This window comes from Rhodococcus sp. MT28, from assembly GCF_058792695.1.
Genome location: NZ_JBXAFD010000009.1, coordinates 19,384 through 38,507, shown reverse-complemented (window position 1 = coordinate 38,507; position 19,124 = coordinate 19,384). Strand labels below are relative to the sequence as shown.

The 19,124-nt window shown below is 63.7% G+C and carries 16 protein-coding genes and 1 other RNA gene; 6 read left to right on the top strand and 11 right to left on the bottom strand.

The window, feature by feature from the left end:
- Positions 1-6 precede the first annotated feature (6 nt).
- From AC1Q6C_RS27290 to AC1Q6C_RS27280, 3 genes are all read right to left on the bottom strand, one after another.
- Entirely contained in the window at positions 7-1,038 is a 1,032-nt protein-coding gene (locus tag AC1Q6C_RS27290) for a cupin domain-containing protein (protein ID WP_075833459.1), read from the bottom strand.
- Between the two features lie 60 nt (positions 1,039-1,098).
- Positions 1,099-1,920, bottom strand: coding sequence for an alpha/beta fold hydrolase (locus AC1Q6C_RS27285; protein ID WP_003941629.1), 822 nt, complete (start codon positions 1,918-1,920; stop codon positions 1,099-1,101).
- Positions 1,921-2,108: 188 nt separating this feature from the next.
- Positions 2,109-3,236: an NDMA-dependent alcohol dehydrogenase gene (locus tag AC1Q6C_RS27280; RefSeq protein WP_003941634.1), complete on the bottom strand. Its 1,128-nt coding sequence runs from the start codon at positions 3,234-3,236 to the stop codon at positions 2,109-2,111.
- Between the two features lie 166 nt (positions 3,237-3,402).
- On the opposite strand from AC1Q6C_RS27280, the gene AC1Q6C_RS27275 reads away from it, so the two are divergent.
- Positions 3,403-4,263: a spermidine synthase gene (locus tag AC1Q6C_RS27275; RefSeq protein WP_007735449.1), complete on the top strand. Its 861-nt coding sequence runs from the start codon at positions 3,403-3,405 to the stop codon at positions 4,261-4,263.
- Positions 4,264-4,272: 9 nt separating this feature from the next.
- On the opposite strand, the gene AC1Q6C_RS27270 is transcribed toward AC1Q6C_RS27275, so the two are convergent.
- The 3 genes from AC1Q6C_RS27270 to AC1Q6C_RS27260 form a co-directional block, all read right to left on the bottom strand.
- The gene (locus tag AC1Q6C_RS27270; RefSeq protein ID WP_492666911.1) at positions 4,273-7,287 is read right to left on the bottom strand and encodes a bifunctional [glutamine synthetase] adenylyltransferase/[glutamine synthetase]-adenylyl-L-tyrosine phosphorylase; all 3,015 of its coding nucleotides are present in this window, start codon (positions 7,285-7,287) and stop codon (positions 4,273-4,275) included.
- Positions 7,284-8,624 (bottom strand): glutamine synthetase family protein, encoded by a 1,341-nt coding sequence (locus AC1Q6C_RS27265; RefSeq protein ID WP_003941637.1) that lies wholly within the window; start codon positions 8,622-8,624, stop codon positions 7,284-7,286. Before AC1Q6C_RS27265 ends, AC1Q6C_RS27270 begins: the two co-directional genes overlap by 4 nt.
- Positions 8,625-8,731: 107 nt before the next feature.
- Complete coding sequence (locus AC1Q6C_RS27260) at positions 8,732-10,303, bottom strand: alpha/beta hydrolase (protein ID WP_007735453.1); 1,572 nt, start codon at positions 10,301-10,303, stop codon at positions 8,732-8,734.
- Between the two features lie 207 nt (positions 10,304-10,510).
- Here AC1Q6C_RS27260 and panB point away from each other — a divergent pair, with 207 nt between their 5' ends.
- From panB to pip, 3 genes are read left to right on the top strand one after another with little or no spacing between them, the layout of a single operon-like run.
- A complete protein-coding gene (panB, locus tag AC1Q6C_RS27255; protein ID WP_007735454.1) occupies positions 10,511-11,380 on the top strand; it encodes a 3-methyl-2-oxobutanoate hydroxymethyltransferase in 870 nt (289 codons plus the stop codon).
- Between the two features lie 51 nt (positions 11,381-11,431).
- Positions 11,432-11,869: a hypothetical protein gene (locus AC1Q6C_RS27250; protein WP_007735455.1), complete on the top strand. Its 438-nt coding sequence runs from the start codon at positions 11,432-11,434 to the stop codon at positions 11,867-11,869.
- Positions 11,869-12,852, top strand: coding sequence for a prolyl aminopeptidase (pip, locus tag AC1Q6C_RS27245; protein WP_492666910.1), 984 nt, complete (start codon positions 11,869-11,871; stop codon positions 12,850-12,852). The genes AC1Q6C_RS27250 and pip overlap by 1 nt, the downstream gene beginning before the upstream one ends.
- A 4-nt stretch (positions 12,853-12,856) precedes the next feature.
- Here pip and AC1Q6C_RS27240 read toward each other — a convergent pair whose 3' ends face one another.
- From AC1Q6C_RS27240 to rnpB, 3 genes are all read right to left on the bottom strand, one after another.
- The gene (locus AC1Q6C_RS27240) at positions 12,857-14,266 is read right to left on the bottom strand and encodes an RNB domain-containing ribonuclease (RefSeq protein ID WP_007735456.1); all 1,410 of its coding nucleotides are present in this window, start codon (positions 14,264-14,266) and stop codon (positions 12,857-12,859) included.
- 108 nt (positions 14,267-14,374) lie between these two features.
- Positions 14,375-14,560 (bottom strand): hypothetical protein, encoded by a 186-nt coding sequence (locus tag AC1Q6C_RS27235; protein WP_007735457.1) that lies wholly within the window; start codon positions 14,558-14,560, stop codon positions 14,375-14,377.
- A gap of 319 nt (positions 14,561-14,879) precedes the next feature.
- An RNA gene (gene rnpB / locus AC1Q6C_RS27230) (RNase P RNA component class A) lies at positions 14,880-15,294 on the bottom strand.
- A 54-nt stretch (positions 15,295-15,348) separates the two neighbouring features.
- Here rnpB and AC1Q6C_RS27225 point away from each other — a divergent pair.
- Entirely contained in the window at positions 15,349-15,876 is a 528-nt protein-coding gene (locus tag AC1Q6C_RS27225) for a DUF1697 domain-containing protein (protein WP_007735458.1), read from the top strand.
- A 28-nt stretch (positions 15,877-15,904) separates the two neighbouring features.
- Positions 15,905-17,140 (top strand): SLC13 family permease, encoded by a 1,236-nt coding sequence (locus tag AC1Q6C_RS27220; RefSeq protein WP_007735459.1) that lies wholly within the window; start codon positions 15,905-15,907, stop codon positions 17,138-17,140.
- A gap of 29 nt (positions 17,141-17,169) precedes the next feature.
- On the opposite strand, the gene AC1Q6C_RS27215 is transcribed toward AC1Q6C_RS27220, so the two are convergent.
- Both AC1Q6C_RS27215 and AC1Q6C_RS27210 read right to left on the bottom strand, forming a co-directional pair.
- Positions 17,170-18,309: a bifunctional RNase H/acid phosphatase gene (locus AC1Q6C_RS27215; RefSeq protein ID WP_030537561.1), complete on the bottom strand. Its 1,140-nt coding sequence runs from the start codon at positions 18,307-18,309 to the stop codon at positions 17,170-17,172.
- The gene (locus tag AC1Q6C_RS27210; RefSeq protein WP_003941604.1) at positions 18,306-19,043 is read right to left on the bottom strand and encodes a zinc ribbon domain-containing protein; all 738 of its coding nucleotides are present in this window, start codon (positions 19,041-19,043) and stop codon (positions 18,306-18,308) included. Before AC1Q6C_RS27210 ends, AC1Q6C_RS27215 begins: the two co-directional genes overlap by 4 nt.
- Positions 19,044-19,124 lie beyond the last annotated feature (81 nt).

The window sequence follows — 19,124 nt, the reverse complement described above, 5'->3', positions numbered from 1 at the left end:
TGCCGATCAGTGCTGGCGGTCGATCGGATTGATCCGCGAGACGATGAGCGGATCGATCGGGGTGAAAGGAAAGTGCGGCAGATCCCGTTCCGGAACACCGAACGAGGCCGAGAGAACGCCGCGTGAGAACGCGGAAGCCGTTGCACGGTAGCCTATGTCGCCCGGCGTCGGCTGGTCGAAGAAGATGAGGAAGTTGATGTCCTCGTCACCTAGAACCTCGATGTGATGGGGATAGGCACGCGGAACGAAATACACCTGACCAGGCTCCAGTAGGTAGGTGTCGAGCGAACCGTCCGGATCGAGGACCGTCATCCGCCCGTGACCACGATGCACGTATCCCATTTCGGCAGTGACGGGATGCCAGTGTGGCTCACGCATCCCACTCTCGCGAATAGTCAACGAGTACATCGAAAGATCCTCCAGCGCCGCCCAATACTGCTTGCGCGCCACTTTCGCCTGTCCGTACGGATATGCGAGAGGCGCGATCTGGCCTTCGAGATCGAAGAGATGCGCGTTGGGAAGGCCGGCGGTATCGGGAACGACGGCGGCGCCGTCCCGCCGAACTATCTGGGACGCATCGGCTCTACCGAAGACGTCGAAGGCCGATGCGGCGAGATCGTACGTGTTGCCGAGCACCGCGTTCGACATTGCGCTGACGCTACTCTGCAACGAAAAGTGCTGCGGGAGTGAAGTACGCAGGGCAGCGATGATCTCCGCCTCCTCCTCTCCGACATTCTCGATGTGATAAATCGCGCCGGATTCGACGTGATACATCTGCCCCGCTCGCACCACGAAGCTGGCGAACTCGTCAGCATTGCCCAACATCGAGACGAGCACGGTTCCGCTGGTGACGTAGGCGATCTGGTTCGCGTTGACGTTCCATTGTGGTTCACGGATCGCGCCGGGACCGAGAACAATTCGTTTGATCGACAGACCGGACAGGATCGGCAACGAACTCGTGTCGAGCTGCGAGATCGACCCGAGTTCGTTCTCGAAGACACTGGGGCCATTGCGTAGTGAGGCAACGTGTGTAGACATGGCAATTTTATCCTTCCCACTCTGGTCCTTTCGACTCCGCTCCCTTCCGCCTCGCTGACGTCAGTCCTCGATGAACGCGAGAATGTCCTGGTCCAGTGTCTTCTGATATGAGCCGTAGATACCGTGAGGTGCGCCCGGATACACCTTCAGCGTGCCCTTCTTCACCAGCTTGATCGCCTTCTCGGCCGCTGCGCCGATCGGCACGATCTGATCGTCGTCGCCCTGAGCGATGAGGAACGGAACGTCGATGGCTTCGAGATCGGAGGTCTGGTCCGTCTCCGAGAATGCCTTGACGCAGTCGTAGGCCGCGGCGAGGTTGACCAACATACCTTGCCGCCAGAAGTCGTCCTTCGCCCCTTGCGAGACGTCGGCACCTTCGCGGTTCGCGCCGTAAAAGCTCTCGCTGAGATCCTTGTAGAACTGCGATCGGTCTCGCAGAACTCCCTCACGGATGCCGTCGAAGACCTCGATCGGTGTGCCTTCGGGGTTGCCGTCCGACTTGACCATGATCGGCGGTACGGCGCCGGCGGTGATCACCTTCGCCACGCGCCCTTTGCCGTGCTGCGCCGCGTACCGGACCACTTCCCCGCCGCCGGTCGAATGGCCAACCAGGACCAGGTCTTTCAGGTCGAGTGTGTCGATCAGCTCAGCCAGGTCCTTGGCATATGTATCCATGTCGTTGCCGGTGTACGTCTTCGACGAGCGACCGTGTCCTCGACGATCGTGCGCGATGGTCCGGTATCCGGCGTCGGCGAACAACTTCATCTCGACCTGCCACGCGTCAGAACTCAGCGGCCACCCGTGGCTGAGGACGATCGGCCGACCGACGCCGTGCTCGGTGTAGTAGATCTCGGTTCCGTCGGAGGTGGTGATGTAGGGCATGCTCTGCTCTTCTCTGTCGAGTCGTGGACTGAGATCCGGACACGGTGCCCGGTTTCCTCACTCTGCGAGTGCCCACTACGGGGGCAGTCGACTCATCGATCGACAGAAATGTGCGTGGGGGCAGAAGACTCCGGCCCGACACCACGAAGCGTGGTGCCGGGCCGGAGCCTTCAGTCAAAGGGAAACGATCAGTAATCGTCCTCCGTGTAGACGATCATCCCGCGCAGATTCTTTCCTTCGAGCATGTCGGCGTACCCCTCGTTGATCTCCTCGAGCTTGTAAGTCTTGGTCACCAACTCGTCGAGTTTGAGTGCGCCGCTTCGGTAGTGATCGAGCAACTTGGGAATCTGGGACCGTGGCCCTACCCCGCCGAAGATGGCTCCCTGCAAACGCTTCTGCAGAAGGGTCAGCTCGAAGAGGCTGAGCGTCACCTGCGAATCCGCGTAATGCCCCATTCCGACGACCACGACCTGGCCACCCTTGCCCGTCGCGCTGAGCGCGGGCTGAATGATGTCGCCGTGAATCTCGCCCACGGTGATCACGGTGACGTCGGCCATCTTGCCCCAGGTGATCTCGCCGATCACCGGTAGCGCTTCCTCGAGGGAGGCAAAAGTGTGTGTGGCGCCGAATTCCTTTGCCTTGTCGCGCTTGAACTCGACGGGATCGATCGCGATCACAAATCGTGCTCCGGCGGACGCCGCACCCTGCACCGAGTTGATTCCGACGCCGCCGACGCCGACGACCACCACCGTGTCGCCGACCTTGGCTCCACCGATTGCGGTGGCCGATCCCCAACCGGTGGCAACACCGCAGCCGAGCAAGGCCGCCTTGTCGAGCGGGATGTCCTTCTCGATCTTGATCACCGACGCCTCGTTGACGGTCACGTACGGCGAAAATGTTCCGAGCAGGCACATCTGGATGACCGGCTCGTCGTCGAGGGTGACGCGGTACGTCTTGTCGGAGATCGCCTGCCCGGTCAACAGGCCGGCTCCTTCGTCGCAGATGTTCTGCAGACCCTTCGCACAGGACGGACAACGTCCGCACGCCGGGATGAAGGCGAGAACCACGTGGTCGCCTTCTTCGACGCTCGCGACACCCGGTCCGACCTTCGTCACCACTCCGGCTCCTTCGTGCCCGCCCAGGGCCGGGTAGAAGGGCAGCGGGCTGGCGCCCGTACGCAAATGTTCGTCCGAATGGCACAGCCCCGATGCGGCGAGTCGGACCTGCACCTCACCCGAGACCGGGTCCCCCAGCTCGACCTCTTCGATCTCCCACGCCTGACCTGGCGCCTTGACTACCGCTGCCTTGACCTTCACCTGCACTCCTCGAAATTCTTCGTGATGCACGGACGACGAAAGAACGCGCCGGCATTTGTGTCGCCGATCACACTCCATGTACGAGTGTGCCTGAAGTAGCCCGAGAATACCGTCGGTCCGTGTGCCTTTTTGGTAGCCGCCTCTACCAGAAAGGCGCACGGCTAACATGGACACAGTGGCCAAGGGAACTCGCAAGACCAGAACTCGCAGCAGTACTCCCGAGCGAGGCGAGTCCGGTCCCGTCGCCGGCACTTTTCCGATCGATACCGGGACGTGCGAACTAGTCCGCGATCAGTACTCCGATGACAGTTGGATCATCCAGATCAACGGAGTGCCCAGTTCCCACGTGAACGTCGCGGATCCCACGGTGCTCGATTTCGAGTACATGCGGTGGATCGCGCATCTGGTCGATTCCGAACGTGACAAGGCCGAGCGCCTGCGGGTGCTTCATCTCGGCGGTGGCGCCTGCTCCATGGCCAGATACTTCGCCGCCACCTACCCTGACGCGCGTCAAGTGGTGGTCGAAATCGACGGTGCTCTGGCGGAACTCGTACGCGATTGGTTCGACCTCCCGCGCGCGCCTCTTCTGCGCATCCGCGTCGGAGAAGCCCGCGCCGTCACCGAAACTCTCACCGAGTCCACCCGGGACATCGTGATTCGAGATGTCTTCGCCGGCAGCACAACTCCGACACCACTGACGACGGCGCAATTCACCACCCACGTACGACGCGTGCTCGCACCGGGCGGCATCTACATCGTCAACTGCGGCGACACCCCGGATCTCCAGGGCGCGCGCAGCGAGGCCGCAACCATCGGCGCACAGTTCGAACACATGGCGATCATCGCCGATCCCGCGATGCTCAAGGGCCGCCGCTACGGCAACATGATCATCGCGGGCAGCGACGTACCGATCGGCGGGCAACCCGCGCTCGCGCGCGAGCTACTCGGCGGCGGAGTTCCCGCCCACGTGTGGCAGGACGCCGAAGTCCGCAAGTTCGCCGCGAATGCGCCGGTTCGCCAAGACTGAGCGAAAACGCTACTCCCCGCCGAAGACCCTCTCCACCACTGCTTTTGCCCGACGCGTGATGCGCAGGTAGTTGTCGAGGAACTCCCCTGCGTCGTCGCCGTATCCAGCGACCTGCGCCACCGCCGCGAGAACACGGCCCGGGCCGGGAAGCTGATCGGTCGGCTTGCCTCGCACCAGAACGAGGCAGTTGCGTGCCTTCGTCGCGGTGATCCAGGCGTCACGCAGCAGTTCGACGTCACCTTCGCTGAGCAGTTCCGCGGCGCCGATGGCGTCGAGAGTCTCGAGGGTCGATGTGTTGTGCAGCGACTCGATCTTGTCGGCATGGCGTAGCTGCAGCAGTTGCACAGTCCACTCGATGTCGGCCAAGCCTCCGCGACCCAGTTTCGTGTGCGTCGCCGGATCGGCTCCGCGCGGGAGCCTTTCGGAATCGACTCGCGCCTTGATGCGCCGGATCTCGCGCACCGCCGCATCACTGACGCCGCCCTCGGGGTAGCGGGTCTTGTCGATCATGTGCAGGAACCGCAGTCCCAGTTCAGGATCACCGGCAACCGGGTGCGCACGAAGCAGCGCTTGAATCTCCCACGCCTGAGCCCACTTCGCGTAGTACGCGTCGTAGGACTCGAGAGTGCGCACCATCGGACCGTTACGGCCTTCCGGACGCAATCCGGTGTCGACTTCGAGCGGCGGATCGGTACTCGGTGCCCCGAGGAGCTTGCGGACCTTGTCGGCAATGCTGTTGGCCCACTTGACCGCAACGGTCTCGTCGACGCCCTCGCGGGGTTCGCACACGAACAGCACGTCCGCATCGGATCCATAGCCCAGTTCGCCGCCGCCGAGTCGACCCATGCCGATGACGGAGAAACTGGCCGGCGCCTCGGTCCCGAGTTCGGTGACGCTGGCCTTGATCACCGCGGAGAGCGATGCATTGAGCACCGCGGCCCACACCGAGGACAGCGCCTTGCAGACTGCAGGAACATCGAGCATGCCGAGGATGTCGGCCGACGCGATTCGCGCAAGTTCGTGTCGCCTCAGCGAGCGGGCCGCAGCAACAGCACGATTGGGATCACTGTGTCGACCGGAGGCGGTGAGGATCCCGCGAGCCACATCCTCGGGCTTCGGCTCGACCAGGCGCGGTCCACTCGGCGAATCCGCGAACAAGCGAATCACGTCGGGAGCCTTGATGAGCAGGTCGGGTAGGTACGCCGACGAGCCCAGCACGGTCATCAGACGCTCGGCCACCGCAGCCTCGTCGCGGAGCAGGCGCAGGAACCACGTCTGGTCGACGAGCGCGTCCGAGAGCCTGCGGTAAGCGAGCAGCCCGGCATCGGGATCCGGTGTGTCCGCGAGTGATTCGAGCAGAGTCGGCAACAGGAGCGCTTGAATGCGCCCCTTGCGTGAAGCGCCACTCGTCAGTGCAGTCAGATGCCCGAGAGCATGCTCGGGTGCCGTGTAACCCAGAGCGGCCAACTGCCGAACCGCGGCTTCTGGTCCCAGGACCAGTGCTTCCTTGTCCATCCGCGCCACCGATTCGAGAAGCGGGCGGTAGAACAACTTGGCGTGCAGGCGGCGAATCCGATGCGAATTCCGCTTGATCTCGGCGCGCAGGACTCCCAGGGAATCCAGACGACCGTCTGGCCGCATGTGCGCGGCGCGGGCCAGCCAACGCAGCGCTTCCTCGTCGTCCGGCGGCGGCAGGGTGTGTGTGCGCTTGAGCTTCTGCAACTGCAGACGGTGCTCGAGCAGGCGCAGGAATTCGTATGACGCAGTCAGGTTGGCGGCGTCGTCGCGGCCGACGTATCCACCCGCCGCCAATGCAGTCAGTGCATCGACGGTGCTCTGGACATGCAACGAACTGTCGGCGCGCCCGTGCACCAATTGCAGGAGTTGGACGGCGAATTCGACGTCGCGCAAACTTCCGCGGCCGAGTTTGAGTTCACGCTCACGCAGTTCGGGGGGAACCATTTCCTCGACGCGTCGACGCATGGCCTGGACTTCGGGGACGAAGTCCTCGCGCTCGGAGGCGATCCACACCATCGGGCTCATCGCCTCGGAGTACTGGCGACCGAGCTCCATGTCGCCGGTCATCGGACGAGCCTTGAGCAGTGCCTGGAACTCCCAGGTCTTGGCCCAGCGCTTGTAGTACGTGATGTGGGATTCGAGGGAGCGAACCAATTCTCCGCGCTTGCCTTCGGGCCGCAGCGCAGCATCGACCTCGAAGAATGCGGAGGTACCGATACGCATCATCTCACCGGCAACGCGACTGGCCGTCGCATCGGCCGGTTCGGCGACGAACACGACGTCGACGTCGGAGACGTAGTTCAGCTCGCGCGCACCACATTTGCCCATGGCGATCACGGCGAGCCGGATCGGACAGCTGCCCTCGGGACACACCGTTGCGATGGCCACCGCAAGTGCAGCGGTCAGCGCGGCGTCGGCCAGATCGGAAAGCTGGTGCCCCACAGTCTGATACGGAACTACGGGTTCGTTCTCGACGGTCGCCGCAAGATCAGCCGCAGCCAGCAGCATCAACTGGTCCTTGTAGCTCTTACGCAGAGCAACAACAGCTTCCGGCCCGGTCACCGTGGCGCGGTAGGTCAATGAACCTTCGGTGGCACCCTCGTCGACAGTTGCACCCACGACCTCCAGCAAGGCTGCAGTCGCCTCGTCCTTGGTCGGCAGAGCGGTGCCGTCGAGCAGTTTCCAGCCGATCGGATCCGCGGCCAGGTGGTCGCCGAAGGCCGACGACGCACCCACCAGTGCGAACAAACGGCCGCGCAGGCTCTTGTCCTTGCGCAATGCCTGATCGAGTTCGCGCCACCCGTCGCCGAGCCCGTCCTTGATCCGCACAAGGATGCGCAGAGCGAGGTCGGCGTTCGCGGCACGCGACAGCGACCACAAGAGTTCGATGCTCTCGGCGTCGACCCAACCGAGCTGACGCAACTCGTCGGCAGCGGTGGGCTCGACCAGCCCGAGTCGACCCGGTCCTGGAACTGCTGATCTCGCAGCGGGCGGTTTCACCGTCACAGACCGAGGTAGGTCTTGAGCTCGAACGGCGTCACGTGGCTGCGGTATTCCTCCCACTCACGACGCTTGTTGCGCAGGAAGAAATCGAAGACGTGCTCGCCGAGTGCTTCGGCCACGAGCTCCGACTTCTCCATCTCGCGCAGAGCGCTGTCCAAGTTGCTCGGCAGTTCCTTGTAACCCATGGCGCGGCGCTCGGCGGAGGTCAACGACCACACGTCGTCTTCTGCCTCGGGCGGCAAGGTGTAGCCCTTCTCGATGCCGCGAAGACCGGCAGCAAGCAGGACCGCGAAAGTCAGGTACGGGTTGCAAGCCGAGTCTGGGCTACGGATCTCGACGCGGCGCGAGGACGCCTTGTTGGGCGTGTACATCGGGACGCGAATGAGAGCCGATCGGTTGGACGGGCCCCACGACGCAGCAGTGGGTGCCTCTCCCCCGTGGACGAGTCGCTTGTACGAGTTGACCCACTGGTTCGTGACCGCACTGATCTCGTTGGCGTGCTCGAGGATGCCGGCGATGAACGCCTTGCCGGTCTCGGAGAGCTGCATCGGATCGTCCGGATTGTGGAAGGCGTTGGTATCGCCCTCGAACAGGCTCATGTGGGTGTGCATCGCGGAGCCGGCCTGATCGCTGAACGGCTTGGGCATGAAGCTCGCCCGGACGCCTTCACCGATCGCGACCTCCTTCACGACGTACCGGAACGTCATCACGTTGTCGGCCATCGAGAGTGCGTCGGCGTAGCGCAGATCGATCTCCTGCTGACCCGGCGCGGCTTCGTGGTGGCTGAACTCGACCGAGATGCCCATCGATTCGAGTGCGTCAATGGCGTGGCGGCGGAAGTTCGGAGCCGAATCGTGGACGGCCTGGTCGAAGTATCCACCCGAGTCGGCCGGGATCGGCGGAGTGCCGTCGATCGGACCGTTCTCCAGCAGGAAGAACTCGATTTCCGGGTGAACGTAGCAGCTGAAGCCCAAATCGCTGGCCTTGCTCAACTGGCGACGCAGGACGTGGCGCGGATCTGCCCACGACGGCGAACCGTCGGGCATCGTGATGTCACAGAACATGCGCGCGGAATGCTGCGCACCGTCCTTGTGGGCCCACGGCAGGATCTGGAATGTCGAAGCGTCGGGTCGGGCGACGGTGTCGGCTTCGGAGACTCGCGAGAATCCCTCGATGGCGGAACCGTCGAATCCGATTCCCTCCTCGAAGGCACCTTCGAGTTCGGCGGGGGCGATCGCCACCGATTTGAGGTACCCGAGAACATCGGTGAACCACAAGCGGACAAACCGAATGTCGCGCTCTTCCAGGGTACGAAGCACGAATTCTTTTTGGCGATCCATGCACGCGAGACTAAGCAAGCCACGTTAAATCTGTGTTACATCAGTGGTCCCGGTTAACAGAGTGATTGGTCACCATCGAATAGGCGCAGCGTACGGCGTCTCGCCGGCTAACATGTGAGACCTTCTTCCGGAGCCTTCAAGTAAACGAAGTAGTCGACGACGGCATCGTCGACGCAGGAGTTTCCGTCCAGAACCACCGTGTGCTGGGTTCCGTCGAACGTGATGAGGGCGGCGCCCAACTGCTTCGCGAGATCCACTCCGGCCTGATACGGGGTCGCCGGATCCTGCGTCGTGGATACGACGACCAGCTGCGGCAGACCGGCGTCAGCGAGCGCCTGGGGGTCGAGCGCGTGGGGGCTGCCGGTTGCCGGAACGGGCCAGAACGCGCACAGGTCGAGCGGTGCTTGACCGGTACCCCGTCCGTCGTCGAGGAACGGTGCCGCCTCGCGGTACCGAGTGTCGGATTCGCCGGCCTCGGCGCGGTCGGTGGTTGCCGGATCGTCCACGCAGCGAATGGCGTTGAACGCGTCGTTGATGTTGGAGTAGCTGCCGTCATCCTCACGGCCTTCGTACATGTCGGCGAGATTGAGCAGCGAGTCGCCGCGTCCGTCGGCCAGACTCGACAGACCCCCACGCAGCGGCGTCCACAACTGTGGCGAGTACAGAGCTTGCTGCACGCCCGTGATCGCGTCGGAATAACTCAGCCCGCGCGGATCGGTGGTCTGTGCCGGCTTCTCGATCAACGGATCGACGAGTGCCTGAAAGCGTGCCTGCGCCTGCGCCGGATCATCACCCAGCGGGCAATCCGTTCGCGAGACACAGTCGGCGACAAAGGCGTCGAACGCGCCTTGGAAGCCCTGCCCCTGCAAGACCACTTCGTCGACCGGATCCTGCTCGGGGTCGAGCGCGCCGTCGAGGACCATCGCTCGGACGTTCTGCGGAAAGGTTTCCGCGTACGTGGATCCGAGCCGGGTCCCGTACGAGAACCCGAGGTAGTTCATCTTCGGATCGCCGAGAACGCCCCGAATGACGTCCATATCTCGCACCACCTCGTAGGTACCGACATGAGCGAGGAACTCCGTACCGGTCCGCTCAGCGCACTTGGCGGCGTAGTCCTTGCTGTCCGCCTCGGCGAGAGCGATGCCCTCCGGCGTCATGTCGACGTTGACCTCCGCACGCTCCGCGTCGGTCTCCTCCGGCGTCAAACACCGAACCTGCGGGGTCGACGCCCCGATCCCCCGCGGATCGAAGCCGATCATGTCGAAACGTTCCTGCAATTCGGTGCCCGAACCCGAGGTCGCCATCGACAGCCCGGACCCACCCGGCCCGCCGGGGTTCAGCAACAGTGAGCCGATGCGGTCGCCGGTTGCCTTCGAACGCGAGATCACCACCTTCGCGGTGTCGCCGTTCGGATTCGCGTAGTCGACGGGAACGCTCACCTCGGCGCAGTCGATCCCACGCCCCAGCGGCGCAGTTCCTTCTTCGACAAATTGGTCGCACGAACCCCAGTCGAGCGTCTGCTCGTAGAATTTCTCGAGGCCGGACGGCACCGCGGACGCGGCAGAACCAGCAGGTTCCACTGATTCGGGCGTGCCTTCCGAACTGGTGCAACCGACAACCAACACGAGCACTGCTGCGCTTCCGGCGAGGGCACCGGAGAGGCGAACGAACTTCGACATGCCATCGATGGTGCCAGGAAACCGCGATAGCCAGCGGTTCGCCTCGTCTCGGCACCTACCTGATACGCGCGCGGTGATGTGACCCATTGCACCCCGTCAACTATTCGTGTCGGCGATGTCCGGTGGCAGACTGAACACGTCATCACCCACACCCGGGGACCCGAAGGCGATCAACGCTCAGGGCCTCGAGGCCAGAAAGGGACAACGATGTCCGAAACACCTCTCTACGGTTCTGTACCCAGTGCAGTTTCTGTACCCACTGCAAGCTCTACCGATGCACCGAAGCGTAAGACGCGCATTCACCACCTCGCCGAAATGAAGCAGAACGGCGAACGCTGGTCGATGCTCACCGCTTACGACTACTCCACGGCACGCATCTTCGAAGACGCAGGCATCCCGGTGCTGCTCGTCGGCGACTCTGCCGCCAACGTCGTCTACGGCTACGACACCACCGTGCCGATCACCGTCGACGAACTGCTCCCGCTCGTGCGTGGCGTGGTTCGCGGCGCGCCGCACGCACTCGTCGTCGCCGACCTCCCCTTCGGCACCTACGAGGGTTCCGCCGAGCAGGCCCTAGCGACTGCGACACGGTTCATGAAGGAAGGCCTCGCGCACGCCGTCAAACTCGAGGGCGGTGAGCGGATGAGTAAGCAGATCGCGGCTATCACCTCGGCCGGCATCCCCGTCATGGCTCACGTCGGATTCACCCCGCAGAGCGTGAACTCGCTCGGCGGATTCCGCGTCCAGGGTCGTGGCGACGCGGCCGAGCAACTTGTGGCGGACGCCATTGCAGTCCAGGAAGCCGGGGCGTTCTCCGTCGTCATGGAAATGGTTCCGGCCGAGATTGCGGGCCAGGTCAGCCGCAAACTCACCATCCCCACCGTCGGCATCGGGGCCGGTTCCGAATGCGACGCTCAGGTACTCGTCTGGCAGGACATGGCGGGTTACACGAGTGGTAAGACAGCCAAGTTCGTCAAGCGTTTCGGTAACGTCGGTGACGAACTGCGTTCCGCAGCCGCAGCCTATGCATCAGAAGTTCGCACTGGCGCTTTCCCGGCCGCAGAACACAGTTTCTGATCCGAGACCGGCGAACGCCGCCTGTCTCTCAACCAGCCAGGGGTGCGTTCAATGATCGGTAACCGTCGAAGTTCTACTGCCGCAGCTGTAGTCGGCGCGGCAGCTCTCGTCACGGTGCTGAGCGGATGCGCGGGAGGGTCCACCAATTCTCCCGCGCCCAGCAGCACTACGCCCGCGAGTTCCACCACGACGGCGCCGGCAACAACCGCGTCCGGTTCGACGTTCACCGACGCTCAAGTCCAGCAGTTGTGCTCGGATATGGAAGGGCAGCTGCAGAACTGGCGGACCGTCACCCCGACGCTCGGCAAGGGCGGACTGAACACGATCGTCATCACGTGGGCGACGCAGAACGGCATCAACCTGCTCGATCTCGCTCAGAACCGCGAAAGCATCGACGCGGCAACCTCAGCCGCGTGCCCCGACGTCCGGAGCGGCGCGATTTCCGCACTCGAGATCCCCGATCTCGCCTCCGGCCTGGTGGGCTTCTGATGACCGACACTTCCGCGCGGCCGTCGACTCTCCGGAGTCTGTATCCCCCGATCGAGCCTTTCGTCACCGGCTTCCTCGATGTCGGTGACGGCCAGAGCATGTACTGGGAAGTCAGCGGAAATCCGGACGGCAAGCCGGTGGTGTTCCTGCACGGTGGCCCCGGCGGTGGTGCGCAACCGGCGGTACGCCAGTTCTTCGATCCGGCCGCATACCGCATCGTTCTACTCGACCAGCGCGGCTGCGGGCGGTCCACCCCTCACGTTGCCGACGGCGCCGACCTGTCGGTGAACACGACGGACAAGCTGCTGGCCGACATCGAAGCCCTGCGCGGACATCTTTCGATCGACAAGTGGATGGTTTTCGGCGGGTCCTGGGGTTCCACGCTGTCCATCGCCTACGCCGAAACGTTTCCTACGCGCGTCACTGAGCTGGTCCTGCGCGGGATCTTCCTCCTGCGTCGTAGCGAGATCGACTGGTACTACAATGGCGGCGCGGGAAACATCTTCCCGGAGCGCTGGGACAAATTCCTCGAACCGGTACCCGAGGCGCAGCGCGGCGAAGACCTCGTCGCGGTCTATCACCAACTGCTCCATTCCGAAGACCCCGACGTCGCAGCCCGGGCAGCGATCGCCTGGTCGGCCTGGGAAGGATCGACGAGCTACCTGTACCCACAGGCGGACAAGATCGAACAGAACTCCGAGACCCGATTCGCCTTGGCTTTCGCCCGTATCGAGAACCACTACTTCGTCAACGGCGGATTCTTCGACGAGGGTCAGCTCCTACGCAAAAGCTCCGCACTGCACGGCATTCCGGGGACGATCGTCCAGGGCCGCTACGACGTCGTCTGCCCCGCCACCAGCGCGTGGGCGCTGCACAAGGCGTGGCCCGAATCCAAGCTCGTGATCGTCGACGACGCCGGACACTCCGCGATGGAGCCCGGCATCGCACATCACTTGGTGGAAGCCACCGATTCTTACCGGTAGCTCGCTACGCCGGGAACGTGAACTCCACCGTCCGTTTGACGGTGTCGACGGCGGTGAGTCGCACCTTTGCGCGCTCACCGTCGTCGGGCGTTCCGACGCATTTCGCAATCACGGCGACCGACGGGACAAACACTTCCGCCGAGCGCTTTCCGTCCTTGGCGCGCATCACCACTGCGTCGAAGACCTCGCCGACCCGGCCGTCGAGCAGCGTGGACTCGGTCAGATCGATGCACGCACGGTCGACCTTGTTCGCCAGCGAGTCGGACCCACTCATGATGTCGGGCAGCTCGGGAAGTGCAGTGCGCGCCCATTCCGGTACCGGCGTACCAGCTGTGATCGCCAGACACACCTCGGTGCTGAAACGATCGGACAGCCGGCGCAGCGGAGCAGTCACGTGAGCGTAGGGCGCTCCGATCCCCGCATGCACCGTCAACTCCGGTAGTCGGCCGTCGAAGGCCGCGTAGTCTGCCCCGCGCAGCAACGACGGCGCAACCGACATCAGCGCCATAGTCGACGGCTCGTTGGAATCGAGTCCGGCAAGAATCTGCCCGACGCTTTGCCCCTCCGGCCACGTGATACCCAGCGCCACTGCAGTTCTCCGCAAGGTCCGAACCGCGGACTCCTCGGCCGGTGGCAGCGTGCGAAGCAACCCGATACCTGCGTCGATCATCATGCGGCCGGCACACATCCCGGTCAGCAGCGACACTTCTGCGTTCCAGTCGTCCGCTTCGGTGCGTGGCTCCAGTTCGATCCGCCAGCGAGCCGAGGACTCGTCCTCCGGCTGATCCCGAACCACTGACTGCTCGGGCAGTTTCAGCTCGATGGCACCCCTGGCAACCGCCGAGACACTGCGCAATCGTCCGAACTCCGGTAGTGCGGCGATGGACGGATGCAAGGTTCCCGCGTCGGCATCGCGCTGCACGGTCGAATAGTCCAGACGTGCCACCGATTTCACCAGAGCGCGTCTCACCTGCCACGACGTCGGCTCGGCCTGCGCGTCGAGTTCGATCCGCCACAGCGCGGCGGGACGAACCACGTCCGGCAGCAGACTCGCCGATCCCTCCGACAACGCTCGGGGATGCAGCGGGACGGAACCGTCCGGGAGATAGAAGGTTTGGCCCCGCTTGCGGGTTTCGATGTCGAGAGCGCCACCCGGCGTCACCACCGCCGCGACGTCGGCGATCGCGTAGTGCACGACGTACCCGGTCGAGATCTTCTCGATGTGCACTGCCTGGTCGAGGTCCATCGATCCGGGAGGGTCGATGGTCACGAAGGCGATACCCGTTTCGTCGACACGCCCGGCACCGAAACGATCCACGGCATTCTCGGCCTCGGCCTGCGCCGCAGCCGAGAATGCTCCTGGCAAGTCGAACTCCGCCCGAACCACTCCGAAGTCGATTCCCTGCACCATCATTCGACTTGCGGGCACGCATCCTCCATGATCGGTTCGGGCCGGTGTAGCAGCAGTACCGGTCCCAGTTGTTCGAGTCCCGACTGTTCCAAGGCTCAGTTATTCCAAGGCTCAGTTGTTCCAGTCTTCGTCTGCCCGATCGGCGGCTTTGTTGCGTTCGGCAGCGATCTTCAATGCATGCTCGGCAGAGTCCCGATCAGGGTACGGCCCCATCCTCGTCAGCGAGGACGCACCCTTTCCCTGCGTGACGGAACCGTCGGACACGTCGAAGTACCAGAGTCGATCTTCATCAGTCATATCCACAGTGTGACATCAGAGTGAGATAGAAGCTTGTAGATCGCTGTGAGACTGATATTCTTTCTACTTGGCCTGGCAGGTGAGAACCGGACATTCGAACGGTGAGTTCTGCTTGAATGCCCAACACAAGCTACGAACAGAAAATGGAGTGCGCATGTCCGCAATTCTTTACGATTACCTCCTCCCGCTCATGGGCCATGACGCGGCAACGTACTGGGCTACGCTGCTGGTCATCAAGCCTGTCTGACAGCTTTTCGAACAAAGAAGACCCCCACCGATCCGGTGGGGGTCTTCTTTTTCTCACTGTGCAGATCGCGGGCGGACGAGTCGGCGTGTAAGCCGGATCCTGTCCTGCGGCACCGAAGTGCCGAGTGGCGACCATCCATCTGGGCACACCGTCGCCGGGTGCCTCGAGCGGTTCACCCGCAGGCTCGGGCGAGCAGCCCTCGAACACCTGCGCAGCCGCACCGCGAGCGATGCGACCTTCAACCTTGCTCCGGGCGGGGTTTACCTAGCCACCCCGGTCACCCGAGGTGCTGGTGCGCTCTTACCGCACCGTTTCACCCTTACCTGCCTCGAAAGGCAGGCGGTCTGTTTTCTGTGGCACTGTCCCGCGAGTTGCCTCGGGTTGCCGTTAACAACCGCCCTGCTCTGTGGAGTCCGGACTTTCCTCGGCCCCAGGCCTGTGCGCGATACGCGCTGGTTCCAGAAGCCGCGGCCGCCCGGCCAACTCGTCCGCCCCCGTATGCTACCGGGCGCCTGTCGGTGGCCGGCACTATGGTCACCGTATGACTCGGTACGTGGCCCTGCTACGCGGTATCAACGTGGGCGGCATCAACATCAAGATGGCGGACCTGGCGAGAGTCTTCGGTGACCTCGGATTCCAAGGGGTGAAAACCGTGTTGGCCTCAGGCAACGTTCTGTTCGACAGTCCGAGCACCGACATCCCGACGCTGAAGAAACAGATCGAATCCGCCCTTGCCCGCGAGTTCGGCTACGAGGCTTGGGTGTTCGTCCTCGACCTTCCGACACTGCAGGCGATCGTGGACAACTACCCGTTCGAGCGCGAACGCGAGGGTTGGCATGCTTATGCGATGGTTGCCTCCGAGCCGGAAATCCTGGAGGAATTGAGCACTGCAGCAGCGCAACTCGATGCCTCGGTCGAGCGTGTGGCGGCAGGCGACGGAGTCCTGTACTGGGAGGTCGAGAAGGGGCAGACCGTCAAGAGCGCGTTCGGCAGGAACACCGGAAAACCGAAGTTCAAGGCGTTCACCACAACCCGAAACCTGAACACGCTCTACAAACTGCTCAAATGACGCTCGCCCCGACACGGAGCACCATCGCGTGACTCTTCTACCGATCCTGCTCGTCGCCCTCGTCCTCGTCTTCGCGATAGTGCGTCCACGCGGGCTTCCCGAGATCGTCATCGCCGGGCCGGCAGCTGTCGTCGTTCTCCTGACCGGCGTCGTAACTCTCGACGAAGCCCGCGACGAACTGGCGAGCATGGCACCCACCGTCGTCTTCCTGGTTGCCGTGCTGGTTCTCGCTCATGCCGCCGATGCTCTCGGCGTCTTTCGCTGGGTCAGCCAGATCCTGCAGCAAAAATCCCTCGCCGATCCACACCGGTTGCTGATCTATGTGTTCGGCGCCGCCGCCCTGACCACGGCGGTCCTGAGCCTCGACGCCACCGTCGTGCTGCTGACACCCGCGGTGATCGCGGCCGCACGATCCATCGGAGCAAGTCCCCGGCCGCATTCCTATGCCAGTGCGCACCTGTCGAATTCGGCGTCGACCCTGCTGCCGGTGTCCAATCTGACCAACCTCATCGCGTTTGCTGCAACAGGTTTGACGTTCTTGCACTTCACCGCGTTGATGGCGTTGCCGTGGGTTGTGACGATCGCTGTCGAGTACCTGATTTTTCGACTGTTCTTCCGTTCGGAACTCGCGCGGGGCGACAGCGCCGAACCGCCGGTGGCAGCCAGATCTGCGCCTGCGCCGATTCTGCCGCTGACGGTGATCGGAATGACGCTGCTCGGTTTCGCGGTTTCGGGTTTCTTCGGGATCGAGCCCGCCTGGATCGCGGTGGTGGGTGCGAGTGTCCTGGGAGCGATCGCTCTGGCTCGGCACCGTACGACGGCCGCCAAGATGCTCTACGCTGCCGACCTCTGGTTCTGCGCGTTCGTCCTGGTTCTCGGAATCATCGTCGCCGGAGTCGCGAACGGGCCGGTGGGCGAATGGATTGCGCAGATCCTGCCAGGCGACACCAGCTACGGCTCACTGCTCTTTGTCGCCGCGGTAGCGGCGGTTGCGTCCAATCTCGTCAACAACCTGCCGGCAACCTTGCTGATGATCGCAGCGCTCGGAACGGCGGCACCTCCAGCGCTGGTGCTTGCGATGTTGATCGGCGTCAACCTCGGCCCCAACCTCACCTACGTGGGCTCACTGGCAACGATGCTCTGGCGACGAGTCGCCACCAGCGCGGGCGCACCGCCCACGCTGGCGACATTCACTCTGCTCGGGGTCATCACGACGCCACTGACATTGCTCGCCGCCGTGAGTGCCCTGTGGTTGGTGATCTGATCAGAGGCTGATCAGCCGTCGGGGCTCTTTCAGCGAAGGTGTGACGTGTCGTTGACCAACCGGACCGAGGCTCCCCCGTCGGGATAGAACTCGGTGATACTCAGCGACGCCAGATCCAGATGCAACCGGTACAGCAACGACGGCCCGGCATCGAGGGCCAGCTGCACCAAAGTCTTGATCGGGGTGACGTGAGAGACGACCAACAGCGTCGCGCCGCCGTAGGTCGAGATCAGGTCGTCACGCGCGGCGACGACTCGTTCGCGTACCTCGTCGAAACTCTCGCCGCCCGGTGGACGCACCGAAGTGTCCGAGAGCCATTCGCGATGCAGGTCCGGGTCACGCTCGGCTGCCTCGCGGAACGTGAGTCCGTCCCAGTCGCCGAAATCGGTTTCGATCAAACCCTTGTGCTCGACGACGGGTAAGCCGAGCACGCGGGCCGATGCCTCTGCCGTCTCACGGGTTCTGCCGAGGGGTGAGCAGACGATGGCGTCGATACCGCCTCGGTTCCCGAAGCGTCCGGCTGCGCCGGCAGCCTGCGCGCGGCCCAGTTCCGTGAGCTCCGGATTCCCACGTCCGGAGTACCGGCGATCGACCGACATCGCTGTCTGTCCGTGACGTAGCAACAACATTCGTGTCGGCTTGCCGGTGGTGGCGATCCATCCCGGAGAGCCGGCGATCTGCGGCTCCGACGTCTCTTCGGACGGCGCGGCAGGTGCAGCAGGTGCGGGGGCCGAAGGTGCGACTGGGCCGGTTTCGATGCCGGCAGCCGCGTCCATCGCCTCGTTGGCAAGGCGATCGGCATGAGAGTTCTCGCCGCGAGGAATCCACGTGTAGGTCACTCGCGAGAACTGCGTCGCCAGCTCGGCAGCGCGCCGCTGCAGCGGAATCATGTCCGGGTGCTTGACCTTCCAGCGCCCGGACATCTGCTCGACGACCAACTTGGAATCCATGCGGACGTCGACCGTCGACGCGCCGAGTTCACCGGCAGCGGTCAACCCGGCGATCAGTCCGCGGTACTCGGCGACGTTGTTGGTCGCGATACCGATGCTTTCCTTGCGTTCGGCCAACACCGAGCGCGAGGCGTCGAACACCACCGCTCCGTAGCCGGCCGGACCGGGGTTGCCCCGCGATCCACCGTCGGCCTCGACGATGACTTGCGAGAGAGTCACAGACCGGACTCCTTGGTACGCACCATGATTGCATTGCACTCTGGGCAACGAACTACGACGTCGGCCGGTGTCGCGGCGATTCGGGAGATCTCGCCGCGGTCGATCTCGATCCGGCAAGCGCCGCATCGGCGTGCCTGCAGAAGCGCCGCGCCCGGTCCGCCCAGGCTGCGCTGCTTCTCGTAGACAGCAAGGAAATCGGCGGGAAATTCACCGACGAGTCGTTCACGATCGGCGGCGCAACGCTCCTGCGCCTTGTCCAGATCAGCGACGGCATCGTCGCGGCGACGCTTGGCGTCGATCAGCTCTTCTTCGGCCTGGGACAGCTGGGCACCGGCGTGATCGTGATCGGCCTGCAACGCCTCACGCTGCTCCATCACTTCGAGCAACTCGTCTTCGAGGAGCCCCTGACGCCGGACCAGGCTGCCGAGTTCGTGTTCGAGTTCGGTGAGCTGCTTCGCCCCGACCGATCCGCTCTGCAGGAGTGTGCGGTCACGATCCTCGCGCTGACGAACCGCGTCGACCTCGCCTTCGAGCTTGCGAATGTCGCGATCGATGTCGTCGATCTGGATTTCGACGGCTACGGACGCGTCTTTACGGCTGATTCGCTCGGCCTCGAGACGTTCGACTTCCTGCTGCTCGGGAAGCGCTCCGCGTCGGTGGGTGATCCGAGTGAGCTCAGCATCCACCCCGGCGAGGTCGAGAAGCTTGGATTGCACCTGTGGTTCGACGTTCACGCTGTATAACTCCTGCTGTAAGTCCGATGTCGGCAGTGCTCGCGAAGGACGGCTCTCGAAGAACTGCTCTTGAATTGTTCG

Coding starts and splice junctions, on each gene's coding strand:
- AC1Q6C_RS27290 (WP_075833459.1), bottom strand. CDS start 1,038: ATGTCTACACACGTTGCCTCACTACGCAATGGCCCCAGTGTCTTCGAG.
- AC1Q6C_RS27285 (WP_003941629.1), bottom strand. CDS start 1,920: ATGCCCTACATCACCACCTCCGACGGAACCGAGATCTACTACACCGAG.
- AC1Q6C_RS27275 (WP_007735449.1), top strand. CDS start 3,403: ATGGACACAGTGGCCAAGGGAACTCGCAAGACCAGAACTCGCAGCAGT.
- AC1Q6C_RS27265 (WP_003941637.1), bottom strand. CDS start 8,624: ATGGATCGCCAAAAAGAATTCGTGCTTCGTACCCTGGAAGAGCGCGAC.
- AC1Q6C_RS27260 (WP_007735453.1), bottom strand. CDS start 10,303: ATGTCGAAGTTCGTTCGCCTCTCCGGTGCCCTCGCCGGAAGCGCAGCA.
- panB (WP_007735454.1), top strand. CDS start 10,511: ATGTCCGAAACACCTCTCTACGGTTCTGTACCCAGTGCAGTTTCTGTA.
- AC1Q6C_RS27250 (WP_007735455.1), top strand. CDS start 11,432: ATGATCGGTAACCGTCGAAGTTCTACTGCCGCAGCTGTAGTCGGCGCG.
- pip (WP_492666910.1), top strand. CDS start 11,869: ATGACCGACACTTCCGCGCGGCCGTCGACTCTCCGGAGTCTGTATCCC.
- AC1Q6C_RS27240 (WP_007735456.1), bottom strand. CDS start 14,266: ATGATGGTGCAGGGAATCGACTTCGGAGTGGTTCGGGCGGAGTTCGAC.
- AC1Q6C_RS27235 (WP_007735457.1), bottom strand. CDS start 14,560: ATGACTGATGAAGATCGACTCTGGTACTTCGACGTGTCCGACGGTTCC.
- AC1Q6C_RS27225 (WP_007735458.1), top strand. CDS start 15,349: ATGACTCGGTACGTGGCCCTGCTACGCGGTATCAACGTGGGCGGCATC.